Source organism: Phocaeicola faecium, from assembly GCF_014837055.1.
GTDB lineage: Bacteria > Bacteroidota > Bacteroidia > Bacteroidales > Bacteroidaceae > Phocaeicola > Phocaeicola gallinarum.
Window position 1 is genome coordinate 91,361 of record NZ_JACSPQ010000011.1, and the last position, 16,761, is coordinate 108,121.

Annotated in this window: 11 protein-coding genes and 1 pseudogene; 7 read left to right on the forward strand and 5 right to left on the reverse strand. The window is 47.6% G+C overall.

What is annotated here, in order from left to right; all coding sequences use genetic code 11:
• Positions 1-11 precede the first annotated feature (11 nt).
• From H9626_RS10425 to H9626_RS10450, 6 genes are all read left to right on the forward strand, one after another.
• Positions 12-1,997 carry a hypothetical protein gene (locus H9626_RS10425; protein WP_191710465.1) on the forward strand — a complete coding sequence of 662 codons (1,986 nt, stop codon included), beginning with the start codon at positions 12-14 and terminating at the stop codon, positions 1,995-1,997.
• A 35-nt stretch (positions 1,998-2,032) separates the two neighbouring features.
• Positions 2,033-4,150, forward strand: coding sequence for a S8 family serine peptidase (locus H9626_RS10430; RefSeq protein ID WP_191710484.1), 2,118 nt, complete (start codon positions 2,033-2,035; stop codon positions 4,148-4,150).
• Between the two features lie 16 nt (positions 4,151-4,166).
• A complete protein-coding gene (locus tag H9626_RS10435; protein WP_191710466.1) occupies positions 4,167-4,994 on the forward strand; it encodes a DUF1573 domain-containing protein in 828 nt (275 codons plus the stop codon).
• Between the two features lie 6 nt (positions 4,995-5,000).
• Positions 5,001-5,483 (forward strand): lipocalin family protein, encoded by a 483-nt coding sequence (locus H9626_RS10440; RefSeq protein ID WP_191710467.1) that lies wholly within the window; start codon positions 5,001-5,003, stop codon positions 5,481-5,483.
• Between the two features lie 289 nt (positions 5,484-5,772).
• Complete coding sequence (locus tag H9626_RS10445) at positions 5,773-6,306, forward strand: peroxiredoxin family protein (protein WP_191710485.1); 534 nt, start codon at positions 5,773-5,775, stop codon at positions 6,304-6,306.
• Entirely contained in the window at positions 6,303-7,112 is an 810-nt protein-coding gene (locus tag H9626_RS10450; RefSeq protein ID WP_191710468.1) for an N-acetylmuramoyl-L-alanine amidase family protein, read from the forward strand. Before H9626_RS10445 ends, H9626_RS10450 begins: the two co-directional genes overlap by 4 nt.
• Positions 7,113-7,344: 232 nt before the next feature.
• On the opposite strand, the gene yfcE is transcribed toward H9626_RS10450, so the two are convergent.
• The 5 genes and pseudogenes from yfcE to H9626_RS10475 all read right to left on the reverse strand — a co-directional run bounded on the left by yfcE (position 7,345) and on the right by H9626_RS10475 (position 15,117).
• A complete protein-coding gene (yfcE, locus tag H9626_RS10455; RefSeq protein WP_191710469.1) occupies positions 7,345-7,884 on the reverse strand; it encodes a phosphodiesterase in 540 nt (179 codons plus the stop codon).
• Positions 7,885-7,888: 4 nt separating this feature from the next.
• On the reverse strand, positions 7,889-8,278 hold the full coding sequence (locus tag H9626_RS10460) for a DUF6565 domain-containing protein (RefSeq protein WP_191710470.1): 390 nt from the start codon (positions 8,276-8,278) through the stop codon (positions 7,889-7,891).
• Between the two features lie 349 nt (positions 8,279-8,627).
• Positions 8,628-12,185 carry a pyruvate:ferredoxin (flavodoxin) oxidoreductase gene (nifJ, locus tag H9626_RS10465; RefSeq protein WP_191710471.1) on the reverse strand — a complete coding sequence of 1,186 codons (3,558 nt, stop codon included), beginning with the start codon at positions 12,183-12,185 and terminating at the stop codon, positions 8,628-8,630.
• 77 nt (positions 12,186-12,262) lie between these two features.
• On the reverse strand, positions 12,263-13,441 hold the full coding sequence (locus H9626_RS10470) for an ATP-binding protein (protein ID WP_178255969.1): 1,179 nt from the start codon (positions 13,439-13,441) through the stop codon (positions 12,263-12,265).
• Between the two features lie 124 nt (positions 13,442-13,565).
• A pseudogene (locus tag H9626_RS10475) lies at positions 13,566-15,117 on the reverse strand (alpha-galactosidase D).
• 474 nt (positions 15,118-15,591) lie between these two features.
• Here H9626_RS10475 and H9626_RS10480 point away from each other — a divergent pair.
• Positions 15,592-16,755 carry a hypothetical protein gene (locus H9626_RS10480; protein WP_191710472.1) on the forward strand — a complete coding sequence of 388 codons (1,164 nt, stop codon included), beginning with the start codon at positions 15,592-15,594 and terminating at the stop codon, positions 16,753-16,755.
• The last annotated feature ends 6 nt before the right edge of the window (positions 16,756-16,761 follow it).

Genomic DNA, 16,761 nt, shown 5'->3' on the forward strand with positions numbered 1-16,761 from the left:
CAGATACTTTTATGAAATATATAAATAACATAACATGGGCACTGATACTTTGCATGGGACTGGTGGTTTCATGTAAAGACGATGACGAACCCGGCACGTCGGAAGCGCTTACGCTTGATAAGACAGAAATTACGATGGGACCTGAAGGAGGAACGGAACGAGTACAGGTTACCTCTAACCTCAGCTGGGTGTCCAGTGTTTCCGGACCGTGGGTCAGTGTTTCCCCTGCCAACGGAATCGGGTCGGCTGAATGTATATTGTCGGTCGATTCAACTTTGGAGAATACTTCGCGTACGCTCGAAATAAAGTATGCTCCTCAGGGACAGCAACCTCAGACATTGACGGTGACTCAGTTTGGTTTCGGCAAACAGATTTTGATTAAAGACCCTGAAGTGGAGCTTGAAAGTTCGGCAAACTATGATGACCGCTATTTCGATGTAACCATCTCGACGAATGTGGAGCTTAAGATAGACATGGATAATATTGATTATTCATTTGCCGAAGGAGAACCTTCTGCCGAAGATGAAGAAGAAGCCAATTCGCAAAAGACCGGTTGGATAGAATTGGAAGGAAGCAATACGCCTGTGGTTGATTTAGACCGAAAGGCTCGTCCGCGTACGGTAAAAGTGCGTTTCCGTTGGGATATGAATACGATTGCGTATACGCGCGTGGCGAAAGTGAGCTTGGTTCCGCTTCATCCGGAAGAAGACCAGTTGGTGGATAACGACGGAAACCCGATAGAAAAAGTAACGTTGACCGTAACTCAAGAAGCTGCACCGAAGATTACAGACGACCGTGCCGGCGATTCATTGGCTATCATAATGATTTGTGAAAAGATACAGTCGATGGTATCTTATGACCCGAGTGAAAACATGCGTAACTGGGATGGTGTAACGTTATGGGAGCGTACTGACGATTTCCCCGAAGGAATGGATAAAGAAGCGGCGATAGGCCGTGTACGTTCGGTTAATTTCATGGGATTCGATATCAAAGAAGGCGAAGATTTCCCGCGTGAAATCCGTTATCTGAAATATCTTGAAGGTTTGTATATACAGAGTAATACGAACCGTCAGAGCCGTGAAATGCACTTTGGTGAGGATATCTGCGATTTGATATATTTGAAAAACCTGAATATCACTTCTTATGGATTGGTGGATTTGCCGGAAAATATTCAGAATCTGAAGAGTCTGGAGTCGTTGGTGCTGAGCAGTAATAACTTCGCTTCATTGGCTGATTTGACGGCTGTTATCAACAAAGATAATTTCCCCAATTTGAAAATGCTTGATTTGTCGGGCTGCCGTCGTTCGGATGCTTTTATTGATTTAAGTGCAACTTCCGACAATACTTATAATGGAGTTCCGCTTGGGTTGTGTATCAATATCGGTAAGGTAGGAACGGTTAACCCCGAACGGCAGGCACTTATTGACTTGCTGTCGTGGGATAACTTGACTTCTTTCGGTTTGTCGTACGGATACATTGAAGGCGAACTTCCTTCGGATGAAGAAATGGTTGCGGCTCTCGGCGCGAAGGCTCATTATTCTGAAAGCGATTTCTTTGAAGGAGGAGCAGCGGCTACAGACTGGGAGTATAAGATTTCGAAAGATACCTGCCAGTGGTTATTGTCTGATGACCGGCCGATAACGAATGCCCTGTCAAGCAATGTACGCGGAACAGATGTACCTCGTGTACTTCCGTTCGCACGTGTGTTCTCTATTAACTTGAATTTCCTGACCGGTCCGATGCCTAATTGGATTATGTTCCATCCGTATTTCGTAGAATGGAATCCGGGCAGCATGGTGTTAAACCAGCAAGAAAAAGGAAAGAATAGCGACGGGGTTATCGTAGGGTTCGATAATATATCACCATACGACTTTAATTATTCTTATTATTATGGTAAAGACCGTCCGGACATGAGCGACCCGAGTACGTATGAAAATGTAGCTTATCCGCTTTACTATTTCAGGTATGTAGCCTTAGATGAGGATGCCAGTGAATAAAGCAAACAACAAAAAATAAATATTAGAAATTAATGATGAAGAAAAGATTTTTATATACAGCCTTGTTCGCATTGACTTTATCTGCATGTGCCGATGAAGATTGGGTAGACCAGCCTTCCGTGCCTTCAGGCAGTGAAGAGGTAACAGTGCCGGAAGATGCAGCCGATGGTGAACTGTTGATTAAGTTCGACCCGAAAATGACGGATATACTTGACCAAACGTTCACTGTTGTTTCGCGCAGCGGAGGAGTAGCAAGCCGTTCGGGTATTCCCTCTACCGATGAAGTGTTGGATATTTTGGGGGCATATTCTTTCGAACGTATTTTCCCGGTTGATAAGAAGAACGAGGAGCGTACCCGTGAAGCAGGTCTGCATTTGTGGTATCGGGTGAAATTTGATGAAAACACCGATTTGCAGGAGGCATTTAACCGCCTCCGCAAATTGGGCGAAATTTCAAAGATTCAGGCAAACAGCCGTATCAAACGTTCCTACGACATCAATCAGAAACGTATTTATATGAGTACGGCAGCCATACAGCGTACAGCGTTGACCCGTGCGGGCAGTGACGCTCCTTTCAACGATCCGGGGTTAAGCTGCCAGTGGGGATACAATAATACGGGCGATTATGATTTTGCCAATGCCAATTTAGACAGAGGGTTTGAATCGCCGGCAATAGCCGATTGTGATGTAAACTGTTTTGATGCTTGGAAATTGTGTACCGGCGACCCGTCTATTATCGTAGCCGTGCTTGATGAAGGTGTCATGAATACGCATCCTGACTTGCGGAACAACATCTGGATAAATGAAGGCGAAGAAGAATATGCCGGAAAAGATGCCGACGGTAACGGCTACAAAGATGATAAATACGGTTATAATTTTGTGACCGATTCGGGTGTCATTACATGGTCGGATGCAGAAGATACCGGACACGGTACACACGTAGCCGGAACGATTGCTGCCGTAAACGGCAACGGTGAAGGCGTTTGCGGTATCGCGGGAGGCGATGGCAGTCATCCGGGTGTGAAAATCATGTCGTGTCAGGTCTTTGCCGGAAGCGGTGGAGTAACGTTGGATAAAGAAGCACAAGCCATCAAGTATGCTGCCGATAACGGAGCTGTTATCTTGCAGTGTAGCTGGGGGTATAACTCCGGAGCTGCAAATGCGGTAGATGGTTATGTTCCCGGTCCTACGTCTGAAAAAGAATGGGCAGAACTTTATCCGCTCGAAAAAGAAGCGCTGGATTATTTCATCAACAATGCCGGTTCGCCTAACGGGGTAATCGACGGGGGTGTAGCCATTTTCGCTGCCGGAAACGAGTATGCCGCTCTTCCGGGATACCCCGGAGCCTATTCGAAGTGCGTCAGCGTTGCTGCGTTGGCTGCCGATTACACTCCGTCGAGCTTCTCTAACTACGGAGAGATTGTTGCGCTGTCTGCTCCGGGTGGGGATACGGAATATTACGGAAAAATAGGTGAGGATGAAACCGAATACTGGACTCCCGGATCGGATTTGCAGGATGGTGAAACAAATAAGGCGATGGGTTCTATACTGTCTACACTGATTCGGAACGGACAGCCCGCTTATGGGTACATGGAAGGTACTTCTATGGCATGTCCTCATGTGTCGGGGGTTGCAGCATTGGGATTGTCGTATGCGGTGAAACAGCGTCGCCATTTCAAAGCTGCCGAATTTGTAGATTTGTTGAAACAGTCTACCAGAGATGTCAACGGTTATTACGCCGGTGGTGTGATTAAAACCTACTTCCGTAACCATACGTATGCATCGCCTTCGACTACTCAGATGAACTTGGGCGATTATGTAAACAAGATGGGTAGCGGTATCATCGATGCCGGCTTGTTGCTGAATAACATCGCCGGTGCAGGTACTGACATGAAAGTGCCCAACATGTACGTGGCAGAAGGAACTTCGTCGGCAATCGACTTGGCTGCTTATTTTGTGGATGGTGAAAACCTTACTTACACTTGTACTTCTTCTGATGAGGCGGTGGCAACTGTATCTGTCAATGGAACGATGATGTCGGTAACCGGTGTCAAGACGGGAGCGGCACAGGTAACCGTACAGGTAAGTAACGGCGCTTCACAAACCATCGTGGTTACGGTGCGCGATAAGGCAAACGACAGCGGATGGATGTAATTTTTTGAAAGTATAAATGAAAATCATTGCTTGCATACTGATTTTTACTGTTTTCGCGGCAGGCGGACTGAAAGCTCAAGCGCAGGATGTCCGCTTCCGTTCGCGTGCCGAAATCGACTCGTTGCTTAATCCGCCGTTGTTGCAGAACGCTGAAACCATTCTCCGTTTTGATGAAACGGTACAAAGCGTAGGAACCTTGACGGAAGACGATGAACCGGTGGTTCGGAAGTTTGTTTGTACGAACATGGGCAGTCAGGCGGTTGAATTGGTACGGGTACAAACCACATGTAGTTGTATGACTGCCGGTTATGCCAAAGGGGTGATTCCTTCGGGCGGACAGCGGGAAATAACATTGACCTATTTTCCGAAAAACCATCCCGGTACGGTCGATTCGAATGCGTTTGTTTATCTTTCGCTTTCACCTGAAACGCCCGTTGCGCGGCTGACGCTGATTGGCAATGTGATACCGGGTGCAGACGAGTGGGGGAGGTATCCTTACTTTATGGGGAAATTGCGCCTGAAACAAAAACAACTGACCCTTGAGGTGGAAGAAAGCGAGGTGGTGACCGGACGTATTCTTTGTGCCAACAGCGGCGAGAAACCGTTGCGCCTGTCGGCTTTGATGATTCCGGAGTTTGCAGATTTTCATACCGAGCCGGAAGTGATTCATCCGGGCAGTGAGGCAGACCTTGTAATCAGCATCCGGAAATCGATGTTGCCTGCAAACAGAAAAGCAAGCCTGACGTTTTCCGTTGTAGTCGAGGGAGTAGACGGACGACCTTCCGACCGTACTTTGAAAATAACGGTGAAAACTGTATCGAGTGATAATTTAAATAAAGAATAAAACGATATGAAGAATATTTTTAAATTAATGTTTCTGCTTACGCTGTTGTGCGGATTTTCTTCGTGCAGCGATGACGATGAGCCGGTAGTTCCTACACTGGAGGTAACGCCTGCCAACCTGAACGGAACGTGGCAACTGGCAGAATGGAACGGACAACCTTTGGCAGAAGGAGTTTATTGTTATGTCGTGTTTAACCGCCGCGAGCAGACTTTCGAGATGTATCAGAAATTCGACAGCATGTATGCCCGCTACATTACAGGCAGTTTCGATATTGAAGACGACCCCTATCTGGGTTCGGTAATCAGCGGCGAATACGATTATTGGAACGGCGACTGGAATCATGAATACATCGTGACCGATTTGTTGGAAAGCGGTTCGATGATATGGACGGCAAAAGACAACGAAAACGACGTCAGCAAATACGTGCGTTGCGACAAAGTGCCCGATGAAATCGTAGAAGAGGCACGCATAGAAAATGCCGGCAATTAATGGCAGGGTAAGAAACGTTCCTTAACAGACATTTGTTTTCTCATCCGGTATGGCTGGAGACCTCGCAGGATAATTCCTGCCACGAAGTTTTCGGCTGTACCGGATGATTTGTTTTCTATCCCTATCCCCTCCCGAAAAAGTAATGAAATGATACTGTTCTAAAAAGTGTGTCTGAGATAGAGTTTTCGCAAAAAAAATTAACCTTCCTCAAATCTGCATATTTTCAGCGGTTTTTCCATAGATTTTCTCTAACTTTGACGCATTATAAATAACCATATCTGAAAAAATGATGAAGAAGTGTATGATTTTGGCAGCCTTTATCGGCTGTCTGCTTGCCGCTATGACGGTTCAGGCACAAGTTACCCCCGATGCTGCGGGGTATATCGTGAAAGTGGGCGACACGGCTCCCGACTTTGAAATGACGCTTACCGACGGACAGCAAGTTAAACTCTCTTCGCTGCGTGGAAAGGTGGTGATGCTGCAATTTACGGCAAGCTGGTGCGGGGTATGCCGCAAAGAGATGCCGTTCATCGAGCGGGATATTTGGCAGAAACATAAAGATAACGACGGGTTTGCACTGTACGGCATCGACCGTGACGAACCGTTAGAGCGCGTAAAGGCTTTTGCCGAACAGACGAAGGTGACTTACCCGTTGGGGCTCGACCCCGGAGCAGATATTTTTGCACTGTATGCCGACCGCAAGGCGGGCATCACCCGTAACGTGTTAATTGACAAAGAGGGGAAAATCGTGATGATGACACGCCTGTATAACGAAGAAGAATTTGCCGCGCTTTGTAAAAAAATAGATGAACTGCTGAAATGAATAAGGTAAGGTTTTTGATTGTTTTGCTTTGCTGCCTGATGGCGCTTCCGGCGTTTCCCCGTAAGAAGAAACGTGAGAATTACGAGCCGCTGTTTGGTAAAGCGCTGGCTTCTTATTCTGTAACGTCCAGTTCGCTGAAGGGAGCGACGTTTTATTTGGTAAGTGGTCACGGAGGTCCTGACCCCGGATGTATCGGGCGGTATCAGGGGCATAATTTACACGAAGATGAGTATGCTTACGACATCATCCTGCGCTTGGGACGCGAGTTGCTGAAACGCGGTGCGGAGGTACATTTTATCATTCAGGATGCGAAAGACGGCATACGCAACCAAGCTGTTTTAAACAACAGCAAGCGAGAAACGTGTATGGGGAAGGCTATTCCCTTGAATCAGGTTGCCCGCCTGCAACAGCGTTGCGATGCCATAAATCGCCTGTATCATAGCGATAAAAGCCGTTATAAACGTGCCGTATTCATCCATGTGGATAGCCGGGAACGCGGAAAGCAAACCGATACTTATTTTTATTATGCTCACGGCAGCCGATACGGAAAGCGTTTGGCTCAGGGAATCAGGCAGACTTTTAAAGCAAAATACGATTATCATCAGCCGACCCGAGGTTTCCGGGGAACGGTGAGTGAGCGTGATTTGTTTGTGTTGAATAAAACGGCTCCGGTAGCGGTTTTCTTGGAAGTGGGAAACATCCAGAATGCACAAGACCAAAAGCGGTTGGTGATAGCCGATAACCGTCAGGCACTGGCAAACTGGATTACACTGGCTATCGAGGCGGATTATAAGAAGTCGAAATAAGCTAACTGTCGTAAAGAAAACAGGTAATGGTTTCTGCGGGAATGCCATCCGAAATTTATGCGGATGCGTCAGGTAACGCAAGCCGACAGACCGAGGAAAACTAACGCTTGCGTCGATAGACTTATCCGTATGCGTTGAGAGGATATGAATTACCCGGAATTTCGTGAAAAGTCAAGGCTGTTCAGTCACGGAATTCCGGGTATATTTTTACGGATGTCTGCCTTTCATCCCATCAGAGCCGACACTCTTTCAGCAGCATACCATCGAGGTTGTAAACCGACATCTTGCCGCTTTCGTAGACGGCAAATGTGGGTTCGTTTCCACCTTTGGGGAAAGTAATCGAGCCGGTGTTACAGATGATTCCGCCCTCGTGGTGCTCTACCTTCCAAAGATGTGTATGCCCGTAAACAAAGCAGTCGAATTTGCCTCTCGGCTGTTTCTCCTCGTTATACACGTGTCCGTGGGTGAGGAAAAGGCGTTTCCCTTCATCTACCACCAATGCATAATCCGACAGAATCGGGAAATCGAGCAACATCTGGTCTACCTCTGCGTCGCAATTCCCCCGGATGGCGATAACGGAGTCTGCCATGGCGTTCAGACGTGCAGCGATACCCTTCGGGTCCAGTCCCTCCGGCAGCCGGTTGCGCGGCCCGTAATTCAAAATGTCTCCCAAGACGCAAAGCATGTCGCAATGCTGTTCGTCGTAAAACTTCAGGGCTTTTTCCAAAGCCGGCAGCGAGCCGTGTATGTCGGATATTATCAGATATTTCATACTATTATTCTTCCTCTCCTTCTTTTAGTTGTTTGATAGCATCATCGATAAAGCTGTCTGCCTTATCTAACAGATTATTCAGTTCTTCTTTAAATTCCTGATGATTGAAATCGGCTGCCTTGTTGACAAATTCTTCCGAGAGATTCTCTATCTCTTTTTGCTGTTCTTCCGTCATTTCGTTGAGCAGTCCTTTGCCTTTCGCGTTGATTTCTTTGAACCGTTCGCCCACCTCTTTCCAGTCTTCTTCCGTGTATGAAGATGCATTCTGCATGGTTTCTTCCGCAAGTTCTTTCATCTCTCTCGCGTAATCTTCGGCTGTGTAACCGGTACATGCCGTAAGACAACTTCCGCAGATAACAGCCGTTATCAGCATTTTGGCTAAATTCTTTTTCATAAGCGTAGGTGTTTTGGTGAATTAGTTTTTGCAAAGATAAAAATATCGTTAGAATAATCAACCATTCAAGGGTTTCCGACAACTATTTTTTTGATAAGAGCCTGTTTTAATTTTCCGATTAAGTATTTTTATCCGCCCCTTTTTGAGTTTGTTTCCGGTCTGTTTCCCCGTTTTTACTCGTCAGATAGCCCGCTATCCTCCTCGTAAAAACGAAAAAACATTCTCGAAAACAATTCTCAAACTGAGGCAGAGCAAAATTTAAACAGGCTCTAAAAAGAATAAAAAAACGGTCGCCTTTCCAGCGAAAAGCGACCGTTGAGGTGAGAATGAATATCAGTTTTTTTATTCTTTATTCATGAGGTTCGTTGCTCCAGTCCATAGCAGCCATGCGTTTGTAAGAAGCATAACGTTTCTTAGCCATTTCTTCGCAGGCAGCAAACAGGTCGGCAGCTTCTGTCGGGTATTGTTTCATTACCGATGCGAAACGAACTTCACCCTTCAGATAGTCTTGGAAGCCTTCCCAGTTCGGTTCTTTAGAGTCGAGTGAGAACGGATTCTTACCTTCTTCTTCCAGAGCCGGGTTGAAGCGCCACAGATGCCAGTAACCGCATTCAACCGCTTTCGCTTCTTCAGCCTGTGATTTACCCATGCCCGACTTCAATCCGTGGTTGATACACGGAGCGTAAGCGATAACCAATGACGGTCCGGGGTATGCTTCGGCTTCGCGGATAGCTTTCAGCGTCTGAGCTTGGTCGGCTCCCATAGCGATTTGAGCTACGTAAACGTATCCGTAAGTAGTGGCAATCATACCGAGGTCTTTCTTGCGTACTCGCTTACCTGAAGCAGCAAACTTAGCAATAGCTCCCATCGGAGTAGCCTTAGATGACTGACCACCGGTGTTAGAATAAACTTCCGTATCGAGAACGAGGATGTTTACGTCTTCGCCCGAAGCGATAACGTGGTCAAGACCTCCGTAACCGATATCGTAAGAAGCACCGTCACCACCGATAATCCACTGTGAACGTTTAATCAGGTAATCTCTGAATTCGTAGATGGTAGCGCAAGACGGACATTTGTCTTTAGCAGCTTCTACCAACGGGATAATCTTTTCGGCAGCAGCCTTGCTCTTGTCGGCATCGTTGCGTCCGTCAATCCACTCTTGGAATGCTTCTTTGTATTCAGCCGGAGTACCTTCAGCAGCAATAGCAGTCTGCATAGCTTCTTCAATGCGGTTACGCAGCTTCTTGTTTGCCAATTCCATACCCAAACCAAATTCGCAGAAGTCTTCGAACAAAGAGTTTGCCCAAGCCGGACCCTGACCTTTTTCGTTGGTAGTATACGGAGTTGAAGGAACAGAACCAGAGTAGATAGAAGAACATCCGGTAGCGTTAGATACCATTTCACGGTCGCCAAACAGCTGAGAAATCAGTTTTACGTACGGAGTTTCACCACATCCTGCACAAGCTCCTGAGAACTCGAACAGCGGAGTAGCAAACTGCGAGTTCTTCACGTTTGCCTTGATATCAACAAGGTGTTGTTTGCTCTTCACGTTTTCAGAACAGTAAGTCCAGTTGTCTGCTTCAGCCAATTGGCTTTCCAAGTGCTTCATCGTAAGAGCCTTGCCACCCTTCTTCGGATTGCCCGGACATACATCGGCACAGTTACCACAGCCCAAGCAGTCAAGTACGTCTACCTGTACGCGGAAAGTCATACCGTCGAATTGTTTTCCTACGGCTTTCAGCATCGGGAAGTTTGCACCCTTCTGTTCTTCAGCATCGAGAACGAACGGACGAATAGCAGCGTGCGGACAAACGTATGCACACTTGTTACACTGGATACAAGTTTCAGGATTCCATTCGGGTACGAAAGCAGCCACACCGCGTTTTTCGTATTTTGCCGTGCCCTGATACCAAGTACCGTCTTCGATACCTTTGAATGCAGATACCGGCAGCAAGTCACCGTCTTGTGCATTAATCGGACGAACTACTTCGTTGATGAATGCCGGGTCGTTGTTGGCAGCAGCAGGTTCAACTTCCAAGTTAGCCCAAGCCGGGTCAACGGTCAGCTGCTTGTATTCACCACCGCGGTCAACGGCTGCATAGTTCTTGTTCACCACGTCTTCACCCTTCTTACCGTATGACTTCACGATGAACTTCTTCATCTGTTCAACAGCCAAGTCTACCGGAATAACTCCCGTAATGCGGAAGAATGCCGACTGAAGGATGGTATTTGTACGGTTACCCAAACCAATTTCCTGTGCAATCTGAGTAGCGTTGATGTAGTAAACCGTGATATTGTTTTGAGCGAAATACTTCTTAACTTTGTTAGGCAGGTTCTTAGCCAATTCTTCGCCTTCCCAAATGGTGTTCAGCAAGAAAGTACCGTTCTTACGCAAACCGCGTGTAACATCGTACATGTGCAGGTAAGCCTGAACGTGGCAAGCTACAAAGTTCGGGGTAGTAACCAAGTAAGTAGAACGAATCGGATGGTCGCCGAAACGTAAGTGAGAGCAGGTGAAACCTCCCGACTTCTTAGAGTCGTAAGAGAAGTAAGCCTGACAATATTTGTCGGTATTGTCACCGATGATTTTTACAGAGTTCTTGTTAGCACCTACCGTACCGTCAGCTCCCAAACCATAGAACTTAGCTTCGAATACGCCTTCGCCACCCAAAGCGATTTCTTCTTTCTGGGGCAGAGAAGTAAACGTAACGTCGTCTACGATACCGATGGTAAAGTGGTCTTTCGGCATCGGGAGTTCCAAGTTTTCGAATACCGATAAGATTTGAGCCGGAGTAGTATCCTTAGAACCCAGACCGTAACGTCCGCCTACGATGATCGGGGCATTTTCCTGTCCGTAGAAGCAGTCTCTTACATCCAAGTACAACGGTTCGCCGTTAGAACCCGGTTCTTTCGTGCGGTCAAGAACAGCAATGCGTTTCACTGTCTTAGGCACTTTTGCCAAGAAATGTTTAGCAGAGAACGGACGATACAAGTGAACAGCTACCAAACCAACCTTCTTGCCTTGAGCCATCAGGTAATCGATAGCTTCGCGCGTAGCTTCGGTTACTGAACCCATAGCGATGATGATGTTTTCTGCATCTTCAGCACCATAGTAGTCGAACAAGCCATAGTTACGTCCGGTAATCTTGTTGATTTCATTCATATATTCTTCTACGATAGCCGGAACAGCTTCATAGAACGGGTTGCATGATTCTCTGTGTTGGAAGAAATGGTCAGGGTTTTCAGCCATACCGCGAGCCACCGGTTTGTTAGGAGACAAAGCACGGTTACGGAATTCAGCCAAAGCCTTCTGGTCGATAAGCGGAGCAAGGTCTTCGTTGTCCAGCTTTTCAATCTTCTGAATTTCGTGAGAAGTACGGAAACCGTCGAAGAAGTTTACGAACGGAACGCGAGACTTGATGGTAGCCAAATGAGCCACGCCCGCCAAGTCCATAACTTCCTGCACAGAACCTTCGCACAGCATAGCGAAACCGGTCTGACGGGTAGACATAACATCCTGATGGTCGCCGAAGATACACAAAGCATGAGAAGCCAGTGTACGGGCAGAAACATGGAATACGCAAGGCAAGAATTCACCTGCAATCTTATACATGTTAGGAATCATCAACAGAAGACCCTGAGAAGCTGTATAAGTAGTGGTCAATGCGCCTGCCTGAAGTGAACCGTGAACAGCACCTGCGGCACCGCCTTCAGACTGCATTTCCTGAACCAAAACAGTTTCGCCGAAGATGTTTTTACGACCTGCGGCAGCCCATTCGTCTACGTGTTCTGCCATAGTAGACGACGGAGTGATGGGGTAGATAGCAGCTACTTCCGTAAACATGTACGAAATGTGAGCAGCAGCTTCGTTACCATCACATGTGATAAATTTTTTTTGTTTAGTCATACGATTACTAATTATAACTTAGTTAATAAAATATTTGTTCTCCGCATTCCGTTCCGGTAAAACCGGACAGAATAATCTTAATAGAGGAAGCCGAACAGCCATAAAGGTATTTGGCTTCCGTGTCCTAATTCTAATTTGTGCATGGCGTAATAAACGTTCGGGTTGCTTTTTACCTTGCTTCCTTCGGCGCAGATGCGGAAATGCAAATTACCGTCTACAAGGAACGAAGTACCCTTTTCGCCTTTGTTCACCTTATGGTCTTTCCACATCGTATTTACGAAGAACGTTTCCAGAACATCCTGTTCTTCCACTTTTACCGGGTAGATGCTGTACATCAGATTTGTATTGTGCATCATGATTTTAGCCGGCTTCTTCGGAAATACTTCACCTTTCGGGTAAACCATGTTTATCAGTCGCGCGTCGGCAAGATATTTAATGTAATTCATAACCGTGGCACGCGAAGTTTGTATGTCCGTGGCAAGCTGGCTCACGTTAGGAGCCACCGGGCCGTCTACTGCCAACAAATATAGTAATTTTTTTATCTTTGAGAGATATTTCAGTTCAATTTGTTTTATAAGAAGAATATCTACTTCAATCATCATGTTCATGGTCTTCAGCAAATTCTCCGAAAAGTTTCTTTTTTCCAAGAAAAACGGATAAAAACCATGATGGATATAGTCTTGCAGATAGTTCAGCGGATTGAGGTGAGGAAGGATGGTTTTGGCGATGTGTTCGTGGTTGGTCAAGATTTCTTCCAATGTATAGGGTGAGAAATGGCTTCCTGTTTGCAGGTTCAGAAATTCGCGGAACGAGAATCCGCGCAGGTTATACGATTTTACGATTCCGTTCAGCTCCGGATTCTCATCTTTCAGCCGCATTACCGATGAACCGCTGAATACGATTTTCAGGTTGGGATAGCGTTCGTAACACGTGCGCAGCGCATGGCTCCAGTCGGGGAGCTTGAATACTTGGTCGATAAGCAAGACTTTTCCTCCGCGTTTCACGAATTCGCCTGCAAAATCCACTAAATTGCATTGTGAGAAGTAGAAGTTATTCATGTTGACAAACAGGCAAGAGCGGTCGAGCCCGAATTTTTCTTTCGCGTATTGTAACAGAAAAGTGGTTTTTCCCACGCCTCGCGTTCCTTTAATGCCGATAAGACGTGCGTTCCAGTCTATTTCGTCCATCAAATCGCGGCGTACGGGTGCATTCGTATGCTCTACCAGATAGCTGTGTGTCCTGTAAAATGATTCCATGAATGTTTGGGTTTCTTCGCTGCAAATATACGAATACTTCCTTATATTGCAAACTGGAGATTGCAGAAATTATACATCCATTGAAAGCGGCGGAAGCAAAAGAACGGAGCAAACGCTGCGTAAGTCATTGCTTGACCAGTTCAAACTTGTCGATGTCTGTTGCCCATCCGTAAGGATTTCCCATTTCTACTTTATTATATCCTTGTTTCAGTTCAACGGGGAGGGTTACGGTAGCTGTTTCCCCGCTCTCCTGTAAGTCGGTTAGCTTCTTCGTCACTCCGTTTATGCTTACTTCCAGTTGCCTGTGTTTGGCAGGGATGTAGCTGATGGTCATCAGGTAATCTCCTCCCTGTTCGCTGTAAACGTTGTCCCAGCGCAGGATGTTTTCCTTGCGTCCTCCCAAGTACGCTACAACCATGCTTCCCGAAGCGTTTTCGTTGAAAGCATATAACACTTGCTTTTCGCGTTTGCCTAATGCGTCGAAGCAAGGCAGGTACCCCCATTCGGCCTCGTATCTGCGTGGTTCGAGCCTCCGTTCTCCTTCGGCGCGGAGTATCATCACGCTGCGCGGCGGGAGGTTGTACGACAGGCTGTCTGTGGCTGAATCAATATTCCGGCGGGCGTATCAGGTCACGCAGTTTTACCTTGCCCGCCAGTTCCAATTCGCTCAGGGGTACGGACACATGGCAAGCGGAATCCGATGGATTGTACAATGCCACGGCGCGCGTGTTGCCTCTCCGTTTTTCAATGTCCTTCACCAGTACGTAAGCACCGGACCGGCGTTGCACTACATAGGTTTGCAGCCCCAACGGGTCTTGGTTGAGCGCAATCAGCTCTTCGTTTTTCAGCAAGTCGAGCGACGGTTGCGGAATCGTGGTCAGGTCGCACCCGATAAGCAGCGGCGAACTCATGATGCACCATAATCCGAAATGTGCCTCTTCTTCGTTGGCAGGAAGCCCTCGTCCGATTTCAAGCATATCCATGTCGTTATAATGCCCGTCTTTACAGTAAGCCGACAGGTAAAGATTCCGGTTTACGATGTCTTTTATCGAAGCCCATTCCGGGCGGATGTCCGGACTGATGCGCCACGATGCAGCGATGTCTTTCGCCCACGTGCCGGGGAAAGTCCAGCGGCAGATGTTTATGCTCACATTGCTGCATCCCGCCTTGTCGAACGCCTCGCGTATTTCCGTATAGCGGATTCGTTCGTCGAGGTTCAGTTCGTATCCCGCTCCGCAGTAATCTATTTTAATGAAGTCGAATCCCCATTCTTTGAAATACAGCAGGGCATCTTGGGTTTCATGTCCGTATAGTCCGGCACCGATTCCGTTCGTGTCGTTATCAAACTGCGACCCGCAGGTATCGGCTCCGGCGTCAGAATAAATCCCCGCCTTCAGCCCTAACGAATGGATGTACCGGGCAATTCCCTCCAGCCCGTTTGGAAAACGCTGCGGATGCGTGTGCATTCGTCCGGTACTGTCGCGGTAACCGAAAAATCCGTCATCGATGTTGATGTAGCCGTATCCCTTTGCTTTCAGCCCATTGTCTATTAAGGCTTTGGCTTGTTTTCTTATCAGCGAATCGTTGATGTTTACCCGATACGTGTTCCATGAACTCCACCCCATGATGGGAGGGTTAAACGGTTGTTCCGTTTTCGGGTTGGTTGCATTTCCCATTAGCGGGAGAAGACAAAGAGCTGTTGCTGCCAGTCGGATAATAGTGCTTGTTTTCATACCTGCGTGTTGTTAATCGGTGGTAAATATAGAAAGAAATATTGAATTGAGAGGTGCTTTAGAGTTTGTTTAAATTTTGCTCGGCAAAACAACTTATTGGAAAATTTAAACAAGCTCTACGGTCTTTGTCCATGCCTATTCAAAGAACTAAATTATCAAACTTTTAACAAACGTACAAATGTACGACAGGCTCTTAAATGCAATTCCAAACGCAAGCCGTAGCACTACCCAACGCAAGCCGTAGCATGGGCTGACGCTTGCGGTAGAAATGCTTGGTACATGCGGTAGCGTTTTTGTGTTCCATTCCGATGGGTTTTCCGGTACAAATAGAGTAAAATCCGTGAAGCTTTGGGCAGGGTATGACGTAATTTCCCTATTTTTGCGCGATGAATCCAAACCCGAACAGAAACAGACGATATGGCGCAGTCTCTTTATCTTTTTAATCCGGAACATGATATGGCTTTGGCTAACTTTACGCCGTACTATAAAGCTCCTTCCGAAATCCGGCGTATGGCAAACGACTTGTCGGTGCTTCCGGCGTGGTATGCCGACGAGGAGGATGAGGCATTGGTGAAGATTGATTCCGCCGGACGTGTAGAGGGGTGGGAGTCTCCGCTTTATCCGGAGAAAGTGGCGTGGATTACCGGGTGGAGGGATGCCGATTACCGTCCGTGGGGATGGAATCCGGCGTTGCTGCACAGGCTTCGCGAGGCGGGAGTCGGTGAGGGATGCCTGCTCTCCGATGAGCGCATGGAGCGGATTCGCCATCTTTCAGGCAGGCAACGCTGTGTGGATGTGTTGGACGGGTTTCGGGGGATGTCTTTCGTATGTGGGCAGGCAGTGGTTTGCCGTTCAGTGGACGAAGTGAAGAAACGTGTCTCGGAGTGGGGTACGGCGGTACTGAAAGCTCCGTGGTCGGGCAGCGGCAGAGGGTTGGCGCGCGTCTCGGAAGCGCAGTGGAGTCCGTCGTTGGAGGGATGGGTGTCACGCATACTCCGCACGCAGGGAGCAATCATGACAGAGCCTTTCTATAATAAGGTATGCGATTTCGCAATGGAGTTTCGGGCAGACGGTAGCGGCAGGGTGGACTTTGTCGGCTATTCATTATTTGAAACGGATGGGTTTGGAAACTACAAGGCAAACCTGCTGGCTGCGGATGCGGAGATAGAACGGCGGCTGTCCCGATACGTTCCGGTGGAACAACTGAATGCCGTGTGCCGTGAGTTGGAATGCCGGCTTTCGCTGCTGTTAGCGGCAGACTACGCAGGTTATTTGGGAGTAGATATGATGATTTGCTCAGACAACGGCGGTCTGCTGATTCATCCGTGTGTGGAAATCAACCTTCGCATGAACATGGGAGTGGTGTCGCACGTGCTTTCCGTCCGTTACCTGCATCCGCTCGCTACGGGCAGGTATGTGGTAGAGCATTATTCAGCCGACGGGGAAGCATGGGCTTTCCATCAGCAGATGAGCCGTGATTTCCCGCTGGAGATGCAGGCAGGCGGTATCGCGAAAGGATATCTCTCGCTCACTCCCGTTCGGGAAGATACGCACTATCAAGCCTACATCACGGTGGGGTAAGCGGAA